The organism is Amycolatopsis sp. lyj-109 (genome assembly GCF_046548995.1).
Taxonomy (GTDB): domain Bacteria; phylum Actinomycetota; class Actinomycetes; order Mycobacteriales; family Pseudonocardiaceae; genus Amycolatopsis.
In genome coordinates this window covers 78496-95431 of record NZ_JAJPWR010000030.1, presented here as the reverse complement: position 1 = coordinate 95431, position 16936 = coordinate 78496, and the positions used below count along the sequence as shown (strand labels likewise).

Genomic DNA, 16936 nt, shown 5'->3' with positions numbered 1-16936 from the left:
GGCAGGTGTGTGTAGTCTTCTACTCGTAGCGAGAGAGACAACGTCTAGCAGGCGCGGGAGAGGACGAAACTACCCGCGAGGTGAGACAGAAGTGGTCAGGCAGGACGGGGCCAATCAAGGAACAGGTCCCGGCTGGTGACCGGGAGCAGCGTCAGCGTGCTGGGATCGATCAGTAGAAGGGTTCCGGCAGTGGCGCTCGCGGCAAGTGCAGTAGCAAGTAATGCAAGTGCAAGTGCAATAGCAAGTAGTGCAGTAGCAAGTGAAGGTGCAGTACCAGGTAAGTGGGAAGTATCGGAAAGAAGGGAACGGGAGCATCATTGGATCGCCCGCAGCGGCCAGGTAGTGCCGCGCGGGTGCCGCAGTCCCATCGAGTTCGGAGGTGGTGCTCGGTCACGAGTAAGCGATCCCCGCACGATCCGGCTTCACGCTGGATGCGGGTGCAGGACGCCGGCGGTCGCGCCGGTTGACAATGGTGAAAATCCCTACCCTCGAGGACCCCGGGTGCCGCAGTGGCACCCGGGGTCCTCTGTGACGTGGAGGTGGAATTGATTCCTGACCAACAAGGCCCGGCCACGCCGAGCGCGGCCGACAAGTTCGACGATGAGCACTACCCCGCCTACACGATGGGCCGGGCCGCCGAGATGCTCGGCGCCACGCAAGGATTCCTGCGCAGTCTCGACGAAGCCGGGCTGATCGCGCCGCAGCGGTCCGTCGGTGGTCACCGGCGCTACTCCCGCCACCAGCTTCGGCTGGCCGCCCGCGTGCGGGAGCTGGTCGACCAGGGGACCGCCATCGATGCCGCCTGCCGCATCGTCACCCTCGAGGACCAGCTCCACGAAGCGCAGCAGCGCAACACGAACTCCGGGCCCGCGACCGACCCCCTTCAGCCCCACTGACGACCTGCCTCGGCGCGACCCTCGAAAGCTCGCGGGTCGCGCTCGGTGTCCCGAACCGCCGAGCGGGACAGCCGTTTGTACCAGCCAGGTCGCCTCGAGTGGCCGTCGCAGGGCCGCTGGAATCGCGACACGATGGGACCGTCGAGACGGCGAATTTCGTGGGCGACTCGGGAGGCGAGGCCGTGAAGAAGATTGTCTTGGCCGTGGTGCTCGGTTTGGCCGGAGTGGGGTTGAGCGCGCCCGCACCCGCGGTCGCCGAGCCGCGGTCGGACAGTGTGCGAGTGTGGAACGAGTTCGCATTGGCCGCGGTACGCGCCACCCGCGCCACCGACGCCGACGCCGCCCGCACTTACGCGATGCTCAACGTTGCCGTTTACGACGCGGTCAACGGGCTCGCCAGGCCGGCACGCGCCCCCGCGCTGATTCCCGGCCCCGGCCCGCGCGGTGCCGATCCCCAGGCCGCGGCGGTCGCCGCGGCACACGCCGTCCTCGTCCGGTTGGACCCCGCCCGAACCGCCGGCTACGACACACAACTCCAGGCCGACCTGGCCGGCCTGCGTCCCGGCCGGCAGCGCGACGCGGGGGTGCGCTGGGGACGTGCGGTCGCCCAGCGTGTGGTGGCCTCCCGCGCCGACGACGGCTCGACTCCGGTGCAGAGCCAGCCCGCCGGCTCGGGCCCCGGTGTGTTCCGGGCCGAGTGGTCCGGCGTGCAGTACCGCAACGTCCGTCCGTTCGCCGTCGGCACCCCCGCCGGGTACGTACCGGGTCCGCCGCCTGCCGTGGACAGCCTGGACTATGCCGCCGCTTTTGCCGAAGTCGCGTTGCTCGGCGACGCCGGGATACCCGCCCCCGACAAGCTCGCCACCTTCCAGTTCTGGTCCCTGCCGGCCGGCACCGTCCAACCCGCCGGCGAGTGGGTGAAGATCGCCCTGACCGTGTCCCATGGCCTGCCGTTGCCCACCTCGGCGCGCCTCCTGGCCTTGCTGACGATGACGCTGGCCGACACCACGGTTCCCACCGTGGGCACCAAGTTCACCTACCGTCATTGGCGTCCCACCACGGCGATCCGCGAGGCGGAAACCGACGGGAACCCGTCGACGCAGCCCAACGCGAACTGGGCCCCGCGGGCCGGCAGCATCGGCGGATCACCGGAATACCCGTCCGGGCACAGCTCCTACAGCGGCGCGGCGGCCGCCGTGCTGGCCGGGTTCTTCTGCACGGACAACATTCCCTTCACGCACACCACGGACACCGCACCGGGCGGCCAGGCGCGCACGTACCCGAGCTTCTCCGCGGCCGCCGCCGAGGCCGGCCGGTCACGGATATTCGGGGGACAGCACTTCGAATTCAGCAACCAGGCGGGTCTTGCCATCGGCCGCGGCGTCGCGACCGAAGTACTCGCCACCCGGCTGCTGAAGGGAACCGGACCCACCCATCACGGCAGCTGTCCACTGTAGACAGACGGGGTCGGCTCGCCGGCGCCCGGGCGAGGAGTGGTCAACACCCTGGGCGGGAGGTGCCGGACTCAGGTGAGGGTGCGAAGCGGCGGTGACGGCCAGGCCGCCCCGGGGGCGTGCCGTGCTGGTGAGGGCGGCGTGGTGGGCTCGGGCCACGGCGTTGACGATGGCCAGGCCGAGACCGTGGCCGCTGTGGTGGTCGTTGCGGTCGGCCGAGAGCCGTTGGAAGGGCTCGAACAGTCGCTGGAGCTGGTCTTCGGGTACGACAGGGCCGCTGTTGGCGACTGTGATGGCCACGCCGGGACCCGAGTTTTCGGTCGTGATTCGGACCTGCCCGTCCGGGTGGTTGTGACGGATGGCGTTGTCGACGAGCTTGGCGACGAGGCTTTCGATCAGTCTCGGGTCTCCGGTTGTCACCGCGGGCGCGAGGTGTTCGGCGAGTTCGATGCCCTTCTCGGCGGCCTGGTCGCGGCGGGACGAGAGGATTCCGGTCACGACGTGGGCGAGGTCGACCGTCTCCAGGCGAGGTGCACCCGCTCCCGGTCGATGGACCACAACGCGGCCAGGACCTCGGCGACGCTGAACGCTCCTCGACCACGACCGTGGACGCCGCCAGCTCCGCGTCGAGGTCACCGATGTCCGCGTCCGGGCCGAAGGCGGTCGACGCCGGCCGCGCGGCCGGGACGAGAACGGGTATCTGCTGGACGGACTGGGCGAGCTGCGTGACGGCTGGCCCTGCAAGCTCGCCCTGCGCGCCGACGCCACCCGCCGCGCGATCGCCGAGGCGCTTGCCCCGTTCGACGGCGTGGCGGTCGACGCGGTGATCGAGCACGGCATGTGATCGCCATTGCCGCTTTTGTCCGAAGTGGACGAACCGAAGGTGTCGGGTGTCCTGGGCCGTTACGCCGTCCCTGCCCGCGTCGAGGTGCGGCGCCACCTCACCGCGCCCGCCGGCTTACCTCGTGGCACTCGGGGTGGCGTCGTGAACGTTCCGGTCGTGATCATCGGCGCGGCCCCCCGGACTCATCAATCGCCGAAGGTCTCCCACTCGCCCTCCGGCGCCAGGGTGAGCTCATCGCGTCACGTAGCCCACGCGTTGCCGCCTTCCTCGACCTGATCTCGCGCTGCCTGCCCGGCCGGGCGAGATTTCCCCCATCGAGGTGACCGGAGTCGCCTTGCGCAACCCCAGTGGCTGATGACATCATCACTTTTGATGAAACCATCGGCCCGGGGCTGGCCCGGGCCGTCGATCGAGGAGGTGCGTAATGGCGGTGCAGGAGCTGCAGGGGAAGTTCGAGAGGTTGCCGGTCGCGGTGCGCGAGAAGGTCGATACCGTGCTGGCCGATGCGAAGGTCGCGCTGAAGCTGCGGATCGCGGAATTCTTGGCGGACAAGGAGGAGCAGGCTGAGCACGCGGTCACGACCGCGGGGCGGGTCGGCGCCAAGAGCGGTGAGGTCTCCGAGTTGACGGTCATCATGCCGTTGAAGCCGAACGGCGCGGAGCGGCTGCGGAAGTTCTTCCGGCTGGTCGGCGGGAACCTCGCGGGCGCGGGTCAGGTCGGAACGCTGCACAACATGCGGTTCGTGTTCCTGGACAACGACACGAAGCTGCTGTTCGCCACGGCCTACGACGGCGAGTGGGACCCCTACATCGACGACTTCGCCACCAAGATCCCCGAGTTCATGGACTACCTGTTCAGCAACGTCGAGGGCTGGCCGGGCATCGCCTCGCCGGAGGTCAAGGACTTCATCGTCCAGTACCAGATCCCCGCCGAGGCGTGGTTCGTGTCGCACCCGAACGTCACCGTGGCGGAGACCAACCGTCTCAAGCGGCTCGACGCCACGGTGCAGAAGTTCCTCGGCGACCTCAACTGACGGCCGTGGACGTGTTCCGGCGCCTGAAGAGGCGTCCGACGCTCGACCTGGACGACATCCAGGCGACGGTGCTGCGTGCGCGGCCGGAGCCCTACTTCGGCACGCACGCGATCATCGAGATCACCGACCAGGCTGCGGGCAAGGAGCTGCTGCGGCGCCTGGCCCCGCGCGTGCCTTCCGCGGCCCGCTGGGACGAGCCGCGCCCGTCCTGGCTGGCCTTGGCGATCAGCTACCGCGGGCTGGTGGCCTTGGGCGTGCCGCAGGCGTCGCTCGACTCCTTTCCGGCCAATTTCCGCGCCGGTATGGCCGGGCGTGCCGAGCGGCTGCGCGACACCGGGCCGAACGCGCCGGAGCACTGGGAGGCCCCGTTCGGCGGCCCGGCCGTGCACCTGGCCGTCACCGTCTATGCCGCGGACGAGGCCGATCGGCGCGCCGAGGTCACGGGCTACGAGCAGCAGCTGCGCGGCCTGCCCGGCGTGAAGTTGTTGTCGCATCAGGACTTCGGCGCGAACGGGTTCAACGTGTTCGGCTACCGGGACGGGTTCTCCCAGCCGGTGGTCGAGGGCAGTGGCGCCGAGCCGCTGCCGGGCGATGGGCGGCCGATCAAGGCGGGCGAGTTCGTGCTCGGCTACCCCAGCGAAACCGGCCATCCACTGGCCATGCCGGCGCCCGATGTGCTCGGCCGCAACGGAACCTTTGTCGTGTTCCGCAAATACCACTCGCACGTGGCCGCGTTCAACCGGTGGTTGCGGGACAACGGGCGGACCGAGCAGGAACGAGAGCTGCTGGCGGCCAAGCTCGTGGGCCGCTGGCGCAGCGGCGCGCCACTGGCGCTGTCGCCCACCGGCGACGACCCGGCACTCGGGGAGGATCCACGCCGGATCAACGACTTCGACTACGCCGACGACCCGCGCGGGCTGAAGACCCCGCTGGGTTCCCACATCCGCCGGATGAACCCGCGCGACACCAAGCTCGAAGTGCTCACCGACGTCAACATCCGGCGCGTCGTGCGGCGCAGCACCTCCTTCGGCGAGCCGACGACGGCGCTGTCCGACGACGGCAGGGATCGCGGGCTGGATTTCATCGCCCTCGGCGCACGCGCGATCGACAACGTCGAGTTCCTGCAGAGCGAATGGGTCAACTCCGGCAACTTCGTCGGCCTCGGCAAAGAAAAAGACCCGCTCATTTCGCTGCAGGACACGGGCGCCTACTTCACCGTGCCCGGCACACCCCCGCGCCGGGTGCAGGGCATCCAGAGCTTCAACACCCTGCGGGGCGGCGAGTACTTCTTCATGCCCAGCCTCTCCGCCATCCGCTGGCTCAGCACCTGAGACCCAGGAGACCGCCGATGTCGACAACCACCACCACCTACGTCCGCTACCGCCCGGACCTGGAGCAGCCCTTCCCGGACGAGGAGGAGCTCACCCGCCAGGTCGTCGCCGCGATGCAGCACGCCAACGAACAGGTCGCGGCCAAACACCGGCACGGCCTGCGCGACGCCCACGCCAAGAGCCACGGCATCCTCGCCGGCGAACTGCGGGTGCGGCCGGATCTGCCCGAACACCTGGCCCAGGGCCTGTTCGCCGAAGCGCGCAGCTACCCGGTGATCGTCCGGTTCTCCACCGCGCCCGGTGATCTGCGCTCCGACCAGGTCCCGGTCCAGCGCGGTTTCGCGATCAAGGTCCTCGGGGTACCCGGTGCCCGCGCGATCGACGACGGGTTCAGCACGCAGGATTTCCTGCTCGTCAACCATCCGACCTTGCCGTTCGGCACCATCGGGGCCTACGCCGACCTGCAGAAGATCCTCGAAAAGCAGCCCGGCCAGAGCGACAGCCAGCTGCAGCTCGCCGGTCTGGCCGCCCGCACCGCTGCGCGGGTGCTCCACCGCGCCGGACGGCCGATCCCGCCGAGTGTGGAAACCCTGGCCGCCGCCAACAACCACATCCTCGGCGAGACCTTCCACTCCATGGCCGCGCTGCGCTACGGGGACTACGTCGCCAAGATCTCCGCGGCACCCCGCTCGCCGAACGTCCGTGCGCTCACCGGCACCCCGGTCGAGAAGAAGGCCGGTGAATCGGCGCTGCGCGACCTCGTCGTCGACTTCTTCGCGGGCAACGACGCCGAGTACGAACTCCGCGCCCAGCTGTGCACCGTCCTCGACACGATGCCCGTCGAGGACGCCTCCGTGCGGTGGCCGGAGGATCTGTCGCCGCACCAGGTCGTCGCGACGCTCCACCTGGCGGCCCAGGATGCCTACAGCGACGCCCGCCGCCGCTACGCCGACGACGTCCTGTCGTTCAACCCGTGGCACGCCCTGGAGGCCCACCGCCCGCTCGGCTCCATCATGCGCTCCCGCCGCCGGGCCTACGCGCAGTCGAGCGGCTTCCGCCACGGCTACAACGGGATCGAGCGGCACGAGCCGGCGACCATCGCCGAACTGCCCGCCTGACCGGTGTCGTGCCGGTCGTCAGATCTGATCGACGGCCGGCAGCGGCGCCGTCGCGATCTCGCGCGCTTCGTCGAGCGGGACACCGAGCATCCGCAGCAGCTGCTCGGCCGCCTCGTCGCACGTCGCGCCGGTGACGCCGCCCGGATTCACCAGCGACACGTGCAACACGGCCAGCAGCGCGCCGGCGGTGGTCGCCAGGGCGATCCGTGGCTCACCGACGCGGAACCGGCCCGACGCCGCACCTGCCTCGATGTCGCGCAGGGCACGCGGGGCGAGACCTTCGTCGGCGTCGATGTAGGCCATCCCGTGCCGCACCAGCACCTGGGCCATCTCCGGCCGCGCCACCGCGAGGCGCACGGTCAACCGCACCGACTGCGCGAAGGCCATCGCCGGATCGTCGACGCTGCCGGCCAGTTCGTCCAGCAGCAGCCCGAGTTCCTCCAGCACCTCCGACACCGCCGCCTGGAAGAGCTCCGTCTTGCTGGAGAAGTGGTTGTAGAAGGACCCGAAACCCACGTCCGCGGCGTCGGTGATGTCCTGGATGCTCGCCGTGGAATGCGTGTCGCTCGCCAGGAAACCACGCGCGGCGTCGATCAGCTTCTGCCGCGTGTTGGCCTTGCGCCGTTCGGCGCGAGTGCCGGGTTCGGTGCGGCCGGATCGGGATGTTGCCATGCCTCGATGATAGGGCATCACAATACTGATGAATCAATCATTGGTGAACCATGGCCGGACCCGGCAGCGAATTGGCCGCCGGCCAGGTCGTCGAATGGGAGGCCGGTCGGCTGGTCGTCGACGCCGGCCGGCCTTCCCCGCGGAGCGTCTCAGGGACCGTTGTGGATCAGCGACGCCCACAGATCCGGGCGTTCGGGGTACTCGGCGCGCAGGTCGAGCGTGGCCCGCCGGACCGCGAGGGCGGCGTTGCCGGCCGACGGCGTCCCGTCCAGGTGCCGGTAGATCTCGCGCGCGGCGGTGGCCGCGATGTCGTCGGCGATCGGCCACAAGGTGGCGATGACGTGGCGAAAGCCGGCCAGCTGGAAGGCCGACGCGAGGTGCAGTGACTCGTCGGCCTGGTTGATGCCCGGGTTCGCGGTCGAGCAGGCGGACAGATACGCCAGTTCGGCGTCGGCCAGTCGCAGCCGGCTGATCGCGGACAGCGACAGGATTCCGTCGTGGAGCCGGATTCCGCTCCGGGAGGGCACGAGCAGGTCGGCATCCGCGTGGCACGCGAAATGCGCCCACGTCGATTCGCGCAGCGCGGCGAGGACGGCGTCGGTCGTGGCGTGCTCGCCGGACAGCAGTGGCAGGCCCGGATGGGCGTCGTGCAGGTGTTCGGCTTCGCCGGCGGTGGCCGGCAGTGGCGTCGAGCCCGGGGCATCGCGGACGGCGACGGTCAGTTGCCTGCGCTCGGTCGCCGATGGGCGGGACCGGGAGTGGGTCAGCGTGCGCAGGGTCGCCGTGTAGGAGGAGACCACGGCGTCCAGCGCGCCCGGTTCGCCCGGATGTCCGGCGGCGTGCCACGGGAACAGGCTGAGCAGGTCGGCCGGCATCCACCACACCCGGGGGGTGGCGGGCAGGGCGGCCAGGATCGGGGCGACCGCGACGTCCCACAGCCAGCCGGCGACGTCGGGAATGACGCGCCGCCGGTGCAGGGTCGCGGCGAACCCGCTTTGCTGGTTGACGTCGATGAGTTGCTGGATCTGCCGGTGCAGTTCGGCACCGCCGAGATCGGGCAGGCGGACGAGGATCGGATCGTCGGCGGCCGTGACGATGATCGCCTCGCCCTGGCGGAGGTCCGTGTTGACGAGGACCACCACGCCGTCGGCCGCCGCCGCTCGCAGTTCCGGAAACGTCGGCGCGGCAACGGATTCGGTGTCGACGTCGAGTTCGGCGGCCAGCAGGATGCCCCGGCTGAGCTCGGCCACCTCGACGGCGCCCTCGGGATCGTCGATCGCGCAGTGCGCGGCGATGCTTTCCCGCACCAGCCCCGTGTACTGACCGATCCGGTACTCGCGGTCCCGCCAGTTCGCGCCCGGCGGCGGGACCGACGGCAACAGTGCGGCAGCCGAGTCCAGCAGTGTCGTGGCACGGACGTGGTCGCCGAGCACGGTCGCCAGCCGGCCGGCCACGTGGTACGAGCGCACCTGCTGCGTCGTCGACGCCGTGGCGGCCGAGCCGGCGATCACGTCGATGAGCGGACCGAGGCGCTCCTCGTCCAGCGGACGACCCGTGGTGGTGGCGAACTGGTGGTGCGCCTGGCCGAGGTTCGTGGCCACCAGGGCCAGCTGGGGATGGCTGTCCGGCAGACACGCGAGCGCCTGTTCCTGGAACTCGATACCGCGTCGCATGTCGGCCGGGTCGGCGGAATACCGGGCCCGGCGCTGGTAGCCGATGTTGAGTTCGGACAGGTAGCGATAACGGTCGGGGTGGTCGGCGGGCAGCGTGTCCAGCGCCAGGTGGGCGAGTTCGATGGCCCGGTTCAGGGCGGCGATGTCGCCGTGGCGTTCGAAGCGTTCCCGATGCGCGGCACTGACCATCCGGATGGTGATGCCCCGGGTCGGATCGTCGGCCGGGATGGCGGCCAGCGCCTGCTCGCCCAGTTCGATGGCGTGCGTCCGATCGGCGGACGCCTCGGTGTGCTCTGCCCGGTTCCGGTAGGCGACGCAGAGGTTGGACAGCGAGGTGACGCGCATCGGATGGCCGTCGGGCAGCAGCGCGAGCGCCTCCTCGTCCACGTCGATGGCCTGCTGGAGATCCGACAGCAGACCGGTGTGCTCGTAGAGTCGTTGCAGTGCGGGGCTGAGATTGCCCAGCGCGCTCGCCCGGTCCAGGGAACCAGGCCGATCCGTCGCCACCGCCAACCGGCCGTAGCCGATCGCGCGCCGCAGGTGGGCCAGGACTTCCGTCGCCTCGTACAGGTGGCGACAGGCCAGGTTGAGCATGGACGCCGGTACGGCCCGACGCAGGTCGCCCTCGGGCAGCATGGCCAATGCCCGCTCGCCCGACTCGATGGCCCGATGCAGGTCCGCGACATCGCCGAACCGCTGGTACCGCTCGCGATACAGCACGCACAGGTCGGTCGATGGCCGGTGCAGGTCCGGGTCCGCCGTGCGCGCCCGTTCCTCCGACTCGATCGCCCGTCGCAGGTCGGCGACGTCGCCGAGGCGCTCGTACCGGCGGAAGTAGATCGCGCCGACCCTGGACAGGTAGTCGGCGTGATCGGGGTGTCCGGCTGGTGTGCAGGCCAACGCCTGCTCGGCGCAGTCGACCGCGGCGCCCATGTCGGCGAGGTCGCCGGTTCTGGCCGACCGGTCGCGATAGCCGTCGGCGAGATTGGACAAGCACACCGCGCGCCTCGGGTCGTCGGCGGAATGCGCGGCCAGCGCCGTCGCGGCGAGTTCGATCGAGCGGGTCAGAGCGGGCATCGCCCCGGTCCGCGAGTACCGGGCTCGATGGGCCAACCCGAGGTTCGACAGAATTCCGGCGAACTCCGGGTGGTCCTCCCGGAGGATGCGCATCGCGCGTTCCCCCGTTTCGATGGTCCGCTCCAGATCGTCGAGACGGTGGGTGCGCTGGTAACGCCACTGGTGACCCACGATGAGCATCGCCATCCGGATGCCGGCACGGGGATCGTCGTCGGCGGTCGCGGCCACCGCGGCCGCCATCAGCGAGATTCCGGCGCCGAGCAGATCCGGGTCGTGGGTGCGGAAGGCGGCACGCAGCAGGTCGCTCCCGACCTGGTCCTGGGCGGTCGCGTCGGCCGTCGGGCCGAGGAGTGAGCGCAGCGGATCGGGCAGCACGCCCGGATTGCCGGCCAGGGGTGCGAGAAAGGTCAGCGCCTTGGCCAGTTCCGTGCGTTGGGCCGCCGCGGCCAGGGCGGTGGAGCGGAAGAAGTGCAGCCGGCCGAGCACCGCACAGGCCGTGGTGCGACGGTCGTCCGTGCCGGACGACGCGATCGAGGCCACCACGTCCGCCTCGGCAGTGGCCGCCGTCGCGAACAACGCATCCGGCCGACCCGATCGCTGGAAGTCGGCCAGCCGCTCGGACAACCGAGCCAACGCCTCGTCAGATGCCACCGGCCGATATCATACCCACCGGGTCGCCGCGCGATCCCGGCAGCGGGATGGGGGAGAACCGGATGGACGACGCCGAACGGCAGGTGCTGGCGCGGTTCTGCCTCGATCTGGCGAATCTGCGTGCCGAGGTCGCGCGGCTCGACGAGACGAAGCACGGGCAGCTGGCCCGGATCGAGCGGGCGGCGGCCGAGGGCAGGCCGATTTCCGGTCTGCTCAAGCGGTACTTCGACATCGACCCGGCCACCGGACTCCGCTCGCTGCACCGCGGGCTGCCCGGCGCCGGTGCCGGCCGGGCACACGAGGAACTCTTCGGCTGTCCGCACGGCCACTGTTCGCGCGAGGAACGGCCGGTCCCCGCCGGGCCGGTGCCGCGTTGCCAGGTGACCGATTCGGCGATGAAGCGCATTCGATGAGCGGCTTCTTCCAGGAACTGGCGAAAACACTCGCACAGCGGTGGGTCGGCCTGCTGCTCGTACCCGGCACGCTGTTCGTCGCCGGTGCGATCGCCGGTGTCCGGTTGGGGCACCAGCACGCGCTGGACCTGTCGATGGCGACGCAGGCGCTCAGTGCGGCGGCGACGTCGGTCGCCGGCCGGCCGGGCACCGCGCAGGCGGTGGTGTTCGTGGCGGCACTGCTCGCGTCGGCCGGCGTCGGGCTGGTGGTCCAGGCCATGACGGGCGTCACCCGCGCTCTGTGGCTGGGCCGGTGGCCGGGGGCGATCCTGACGGCCCGGCGGGCCCGCCGGTGGGAACGGCACCTGCGCCGCCGCCGGGAACTGGAGGCCGCACACCCGGCGGGCACGCGAAGTGTCTCGACGCAGCGCGAGATCGATCTCGCCGCGGCGCGGATGAACGCGGTCGCGCTGGCGAGACCGGGCCGGCCGACCTGGATGGGCGACCGGATCCACGCCGTGGAAAGGATCGCGACCGACCGGTACGGCCTGGATCTCCCGTTCGCGTGGTCCCGCTTCTGGCTCACCATGCCGGCGACCGCACGGGCCGAGATCACCGCCGCGAACGGGGCGTTCGCGGCCGCGGTCACCGTCGCCAGCTGGGCCTGGCCGGCGCTCGTGCTCGGCGTGCTGTGGTGGCCGGCCGTCGTGGTGGCGGTGGTGGCCGGCACGACGGGCTGGGTACGCGGCCGGGCCGCGATCACCGACCTGACAGCACTGGTCGAGTCCGCGCTCGATCTGTACGGCTGCGCGTTGGCGGCCGGGGTCGGCGTCGAGACGCAGCGGCCGGTCGGGCCGCTGGAGATCGGCGAGGGCGAGCAGGTGACCGCGATCGTGCGCAAGGGCCGCTGAGCTGCGGCGGCGACTGGTCCAGACCGCTCGGCTCGGTGTTCCGCCGGGAGGCCGGCCGCTGACGAAGATGCGACGTGTCGTGATTCGGACGCGTCCGCCCTAGTGACGGATGACAGCGCCGGGGCGAGCCTGGTGCGATGCACTGGAGATCATCTGTTCTGGTCGTGGCCTGCGCCGGCACCCTCGCCGCGGGCACCGCCGGAGCCGCGAACGCGGCGCCCGGCCCGCACGCGGCGCCGTCACCCGCGGGCGTCGAACGCCACTCGGTCACCCTGCTCACCGGGGACGTCGTCCAGGTCGAACGGCAGCCCGGCGGCAAGCAGGCCGCCACCGTCCGGCCCGCGCCGGGCCGGGAGAAGATCCGGTTCCACCAGCAGGAGGTCGACGGTCACCTCAGCGTCTTCCCGGAGGACGTCACTCCGCGACTGGGCGCGAAGCAGGTCGACCGGACCCTCTTCGACGTCACCGAGCTGATCGCCGAGGGGTACGCCGACGAGCAGTCGGCGACCCTCCCGCTGATCCTCACCTATCGTCAGGGCACGGACCTCCGGGCTGTCGCCCCGGCGAAAGCCGAGCTCGGCGCGACGCTGACCAGCGTCAACGGCCGTTCGGCGCGAGCCGGTAAGGCGAACGCCACCGCGTTCTGGGCCTCATCGGGAAACATCGAGCGGATCTCCCTGGACCGCAAGGTCCGCGCCTCCCTCGACCGCAGCGTCCCGCAGATCGGCGCCCCCGAGGCGTGGGCCGCGGGCTACGACGGCACCGGCACCACGGTCGCCGTCCTCGACACCGGCTACGACCCCACCCACCCCGACCTGGCCGGGCGCGTGCGCGAGGCGGTCAACTTCACGACCAGCCCCGACACGACCGACCACTTCGGCCACGGCACGCACGTCGCCTCGACGATCGCGGGCTCCGGCGCCGCCTCGGGCGGCAAGCTCAAGGGCGCCGCGCCGGGTGCGAAACTGCTCGTCGGCAAGGTGCTCGACGATGACGGCTTCGGCTACGAGTCCTGGGTCCTCGCCGGGATGGAGTGGGCGGCGCACTCCGGCGCCAAGGCGGTCAACATGAGCCTCGGCGGCGGCCCGACCGACGGCACCGACCCGCTCAGCGTCGGCCTCGAAGCGCTCAGCGAACAGACCGGCACGCTGTTCGTGGTGGCGGCCGGCAACGACGGCGAACAAGGCGCCTACACGGTCGGCTCGCCGGGCACCGCCGAAGCCGCGCTGACCGTCGGCGCGGTCGGCCGCGACGAGCGACTGGCGTCGTTCTCCAGCCGCGGCCCTCGCCTGGGCGACAACGCCGTCAAGCCCGACATCACCGCGCCCGGCGTCGGCATCGTCGCCGCCCGCGCCGCGGGGACTGCCATGGGTGACGTCGTCGACGACCACTACACCGCCGCCTCCGGCACTTCGATGGCCACGCCGCACGTCGCCGGTGCGGCGGCGATCCTCGCCCAGCAGCACCCCGACTGGAAGGGCAGTCAGCTCAAGGACGCGCTGTCCAGCACCTCCCTGACCGCCACCGGGCTCTCGGTGTTCGAGCAGGGCGGCGGCCGGGTCGACGTGGCGCGCGCGGTGAAGCAGAAGGTCTTCGCCACCGGCACGCTCGACCTCGGTGCGGTCGAGGACGGCAGGGCGCCGGTATCCAAAGAGGTCACCTACACCAACATCGGCACCACGCCGGTCTCGCTGAAGCTCACCCTCGACGCCAAGTCCCTCGCCGGTGTCCCCGCCGCCGACGGGATCCGGCTCGGTAAGTCCACAGTGGACGTTCCAGTCGGCGGCCGGGCGACCGTCACCATCACCGGAGACCCGGCGAAACTGGCGCCGGGCACCTACAGCGGGCGGCTCACCGCGACCGCGAACGGCGTAATAGTGCACACCGCGCTCGGCGCGGACAAGACCGCGCCGAAGCACAAGGTCACCCTCACCGCCCTCGACCTGCAGGGCAAGCCGGCCATCGCGCCGTGGCTGCTGATGTACGGCGAGGACTACCGCTTCGACGTCAACACCTGGCTGGCCGGCGACGGCCTGACGGTCGAGCTCGGCGCGGGCGTGTACTACCTGACCGCCCAGGTCAACGGCACCGAAGACGGCCTCACCGCGTTCCAGGTCGTCCAGCCGGAGATCCGGGTCACCGGCGACACGGCCATCGTGCTGGACGCCCGCAAGGCGGTGAAGGTGGAAATCCAGACCCCGCAGCCGTCCGAACAGGCCGGGATCTGGAGCTATTACACCTACCGGGAACTCGGCCCGCGCCGGATCGCGAACTACGCCATGCAGTTCGACTACACCCGCGAACTGCGGGTCACCCCGACGCCGAAGGTGACGACCGGGGCCTTCGAGTTCGGCTCCCGCTGGTCGAGGATCGCGCCGCCGTTGACGGTGAACGTCCTGGGCGGCCGGGATCCGCTGACGAACCGCTACCTCGCCGGGTCGCCCAAGCTGGACGGGTGGCGGCTGCTGCAGGCCGTCTCCGCGGGGCACGGCAAACCGGCGGACTTCAAGAACGTGCGAGGGAAGGCCGCGATCGTCGACCCGGACCCGGCGGACTACAACCGCGACGAAGTCTCCCGCGCCGCCGCGGACGCCGGGGCGGCGATCGTCTTCATCGTCGTGCCGGACGGCTGGAGCACCGCCTCGGTGCCGTCGATCAGCGCGGCGCCGTTCCTGAAGATCCCGACCGTCCAGCTCGACCGGGACGAGGGGCTAGCCCTGCTGGCCAAGATCAACCGGTTCCCAGCTTTCCTGAGCCTGCAGGGGATCGCGGTCAGCCCGTACCTCTACGACGTGGTGCAGACCGAGCGCGACCGGATCCCGGAGAAGCCCGTCCACCGGGTCACCGCGGCCAACACCGCGACCATCACGACCCACTACCGCCAGACCGGCAGCGGCGGTGAGGCGAAGGAACAGCGGTTCGCGTGGAAGCCGTGGCAGGACTTCGCCGTCAACGAGTACCAGCGGTACGTGGCGACGCCGTCGACCCGCCAGGAGTACGTCAGCTCGGGGGACATCCAGTGGCAGCACCGGGTCAAGCACGGCCTGATCTGGGACGAGATGTCCCCGCTCACCGGCGGCATGACCACGGCTCCGCGCACCTACACCGGCAAGGAGAACCTCACCGAGGACTGGTTCGCGCCGGTCGTCCGGCCCGCCATCCCGCGGGGCGTGCCGGGCATGGACTCGACCCGCGAAGGCGACAAGCTGCGGATCCGGATCCCGGAGTTCGTCGACAGCCAGGCCGGGCACTACGGCTTCAACGAAGGCGACGACCAGGCCGGGCCGGCCACCACGTCGGCGAAACTGTTCCGCGACGGCAAGCTCGTGTCGGAACAGCCGTACGCGTTCGGCACCTTCCCCGCCGGCGCGGACCCGGCGACCTACCGGCTCGACCTGTCGGTGCGGCGTGATTCGCCGGAGTGGCTGTTCGGCACCGGCACGCAGACGTCGTGGACGTTCCGCTCGGCACGGTCGGCGGCCCCGGCGCTGCTTCCGTTGCTGCAGCTGGACTACGTGGTGGACGCCGACTCCGGCAACCGGCTCCCGGCGGGACGCAAGGTCAGGATCGGCCTGACCGCCCGGTTCCAGGACGGGATGGCCGCGCCGGACGTGCGGTCGATGAAGGCCTGGGCGTCCTACGACGACGGCAAGACCTGGCGCGCTGTCGACGTCACGCGCACCGGGAAGTCGTTCGAGGCCACGATCGACCACCCGTCGCTCCGTGCCACGAACTCCTACGTCGCGTTGCGGGTGCAGGCCACCGACAACGCGGGGGACACCGTCGACCAGACGGTGCTCCGGGCGTACGGGCTCAAATAGCGTCGCGCACGGGCTCCGGGTGCCTTCCGCCGGTTCGCGGCAGGAGGTGCCCGGGGCTCGGCTCGTCCAGCCAGCCGAGTTTGCTGGCCTGCCAGGCCAGCTGCATCCGGGTGCGGGCGTCGACCCGGCGCATGAGGTCCTGCAGGCGCCGCTGGACGGTCCGGTAGCTGACGTTGAGCTGGGTCGCGATCGACTTGTCGCTGACCCCGCCGATGAGCAGGGACAGCAGCTTCCGCTCGTCGGGATCGAGGTGGGCGGTGGGCGCGGTGTCGCCGATCCGCAGCGGCGACGCGCGTTCCCAGTAGACCTCGAACAACGCGACCAGCGCGGACAGCAGGCTGCTTTCCCGGACGAGCGCGGCGGTGGGCTCGCCCGTGCTGTCGTGGCTGACCAGCGGGCACAGGGCCACCGAGCGGTCGGAGATGGCCAGGCGCACCGGCAGCTTCGAGATCGAGCGGGCGATCTCGCCACCCTCGATCCCCTCCAGGACGTTGACGATCCGGCCGGGTTCTTCGAGCAGACCGGTCTCGTAGATCACGCGGTACTGCACGCCGCGGGCCTGCGCCAGCGCTTCCTCGACGTTCTCCGACGCCGCCATCGCGACGTTGCCCTCCAGGCAGAACCACAGGGACTCTTCGCGGGCGCCGCGCTGGATGGCGAGGGCCTGCCGCCGGATCGCGTCCACCCCGGTGACGACCTCGACGAGCTGTGCGGAGTCCCGCCGCCGCGCGCTGCCGCGGTACTCCTCGGCGAGCTGGGACACCGCGGCCCGGGCGGCCTCCAGCTTCTCCTGGCCGTGCACCAGCAGCGGGCCGAGGGAGACGTCCGGTGGCGCGGACACGTAGTGCCCGTCGGCCAGGTTGACGAGCCCCTTCGCCAGCAGGACGTCCAGGATCGGCGCCACCTCGCCGCGGCCCACGCCGATCTTGCCCGCGATCTCGTCGGGCGCGGTCCGGTACCCGCCGACGATCACGCGGTAGACCCGTTCTTCCTCGGGAGTCATGCCCAGCGCTTCCAGCACACCGCCTCCTAGCCACGCGGCCAACGGGTTTCCATCGGCGTC

11 protein-coding genes and 1 pseudogene are annotated in these 16936 nt (G+C 70.9%); 8 read left to right on the top strand and 4 right to left on the bottom strand.

Features of this window, described 5'->3' with window-relative positions:
* The first annotated feature begins 545 nt into the window (after positions 1 to 545).
* Both ACLJQF_RS41945 and ACLJQF_RS41940 read left to right on the top strand, forming a co-directional pair.
* On the top strand, positions 546 to 896 hold the full coding sequence (locus ACLJQF_RS41945; protein ID WP_410615878.1) for a helix-turn-helix domain-containing protein: 351 nt from the start codon (positions 546 to 548) through the stop codon (positions 894 to 896).
* 182 nt (positions 897 to 1078) lie between these two features.
* Positions 1079 to 2353: a vanadium-dependent haloperoxidase gene (locus ACLJQF_RS41940; RefSeq protein WP_410615877.1), complete on the top strand. Its 1275-nt coding sequence runs from the start codon at positions 1079 to 1081 to the stop codon at positions 2351 to 2353.
* A gap of 99 nt (positions 2354 to 2452) precedes the next feature.
* On the opposite strand, the pseudogene ACLJQF_RS41935 reads toward ACLJQF_RS41940, so the two are convergent.
* A pseudogene (locus tag ACLJQF_RS41935) lies at positions 2453 to 3190 on the bottom strand (sensor histidine kinase); the annotation flags it as partial.
* Positions 3191 to 3618: 428 nt separating this feature from the next.
* On the opposite strand from ACLJQF_RS41935, the gene ACLJQF_RS41930 reads away from it, so the two are divergent.
* The 3 genes from ACLJQF_RS41930 to ACLJQF_RS41920 are packed head-to-tail and all read left to right on the top strand — an operon-like array spanning position 3619 to position 6676.
* On the top strand, positions 3619 to 4227 hold the full coding sequence (locus ACLJQF_RS41930; protein WP_410615876.1) for a hypothetical protein: 609 nt from the start codon (positions 3619 to 3621) through the stop codon (positions 4225 to 4227).
* A 5-nt stretch (positions 4228 to 4232) separates the two neighbouring features.
* A complete protein-coding gene (locus ACLJQF_RS41925) occupies positions 4233 to 5558 on the top strand; it encodes a Dyp-type peroxidase (RefSeq protein ID WP_410615875.1) in 1326 nt (441 codons plus the stop codon).
* Between the two features lie 17 nt (positions 5559 to 5575).
* Entirely contained in the window at positions 5576 to 6676 is a 1101-nt protein-coding gene (locus ACLJQF_RS41920) for a catalase family protein (protein WP_410615874.1), read from the top strand.
* Between the two features lie 18 nt (positions 6677 to 6694).
* On the opposite strand, the gene ACLJQF_RS41915 is transcribed toward ACLJQF_RS41920, so the two are convergent.
* Both ACLJQF_RS41915 and ACLJQF_RS41910 read right to left on the bottom strand, forming a co-directional pair.
* Positions 6695 to 7348, bottom strand: a complete 654-nt coding sequence (locus ACLJQF_RS41915; RefSeq protein WP_410615873.1) for a TetR/AcrR family transcriptional regulator — start codon at positions 7346 to 7348, stop codon at positions 6695 to 6697.
* A 149-nt stretch (positions 7349 to 7497) separates the two neighbouring features.
* Positions 7498 to 10749 carry a CHAT domain-containing protein gene (locus ACLJQF_RS41910; protein WP_410615872.1) on the bottom strand — a complete coding sequence of 1084 codons (3252 nt, stop codon included), beginning with the start codon at positions 10747 to 10749 and terminating at the stop codon, positions 7498 to 7500.
* A 62-nt stretch (positions 10750 to 10811) separates the two neighbouring features.
* Between ACLJQF_RS41910 and ACLJQF_RS41905 the strand changes: the two genes are divergently transcribed.
* The 3 genes from ACLJQF_RS41905 (at position 10812) to ACLJQF_RS41895 (ending at position 15873) form a co-directional block, all read left to right on the top strand.
* Positions 10812 to 11162, top strand: a complete 351-nt coding sequence (locus tag ACLJQF_RS41905; protein WP_410615871.1) for a hypothetical protein — start codon at positions 10812 to 10814, stop codon at positions 11160 to 11162.
* Positions 11159 to 12052 carry a hypothetical protein gene (locus ACLJQF_RS41900; protein ID WP_410615870.1) on the top strand — a complete coding sequence of 298 codons (894 nt, stop codon included), beginning with the start codon at positions 11159 to 11161 and terminating at the stop codon, positions 12050 to 12052. Before ACLJQF_RS41905 ends, ACLJQF_RS41900 begins: the two co-directional genes overlap by 4 nt.
* A 137-nt stretch (positions 12053 to 12189) precedes the next feature.
* Complete coding sequence (locus ACLJQF_RS41895) at positions 12190 to 15873, top strand: S8 family serine peptidase (RefSeq protein WP_410615869.1); 3684 nt, start codon at positions 12190 to 12192, stop codon at positions 15871 to 15873.
* Here ACLJQF_RS41895 and ACLJQF_RS41890 read toward each other — a convergent pair.
* Positions 15866 to 16894 carry a LuxR C-terminal-related transcriptional regulator gene (locus tag ACLJQF_RS41890; protein ID WP_410615868.1) on the bottom strand — a complete coding sequence of 343 codons (1029 nt, stop codon included), beginning with the start codon at positions 16892 to 16894 and terminating at the stop codon, positions 15866 to 15868. The two genes, ACLJQF_RS41895 and ACLJQF_RS41890, sit on opposite strands and share 8 nt — an antisense overlap.
* Positions 16895 to 16936 lie beyond the last annotated feature (42 nt).

Bases quoted from the DNA above. Each gene is read 5' to 3' on its own strand.
- ACLJQF_RS41930 (WP_410615876.1), top strand. From the start codon at position 3,619: ATGGCGGTGCAGGAGCTGCAGGGGAAGTTCGAGAGGTTGCCGGTCGCG.
- ACLJQF_RS41920 (WP_410615874.1), top strand. From the start codon at position 5,576: ATGTCGACAACCACCACCACCTACGTCCGCTACCGCCCGGACCTGGAG.
- ACLJQF_RS41915 (WP_410615873.1), bottom strand. From the start codon at position 7,348: ATGGCAACATCCCGATCCGGCCGCACCGAACCCGGCACTCGCGCCGAA.
- ACLJQF_RS41905 (WP_410615871.1), top strand. From the start codon at position 10,812: ATGGACGACGCCGAACGGCAGGTGCTGGCGCGGTTCTGCCTCGATCTG.
- ACLJQF_RS41900 (WP_410615870.1), top strand. From the start codon at position 11,159: ATGAGCGGCTTCTTCCAGGAACTGGCGAAAACACTCGCACAGCGGTGG.
- ACLJQF_RS41895 (WP_410615869.1), top strand. From the start codon at position 12,190: ATGCACTGGAGATCATCTGTTCTGGTCGTGGCCTGCGCCGGCACCCTC.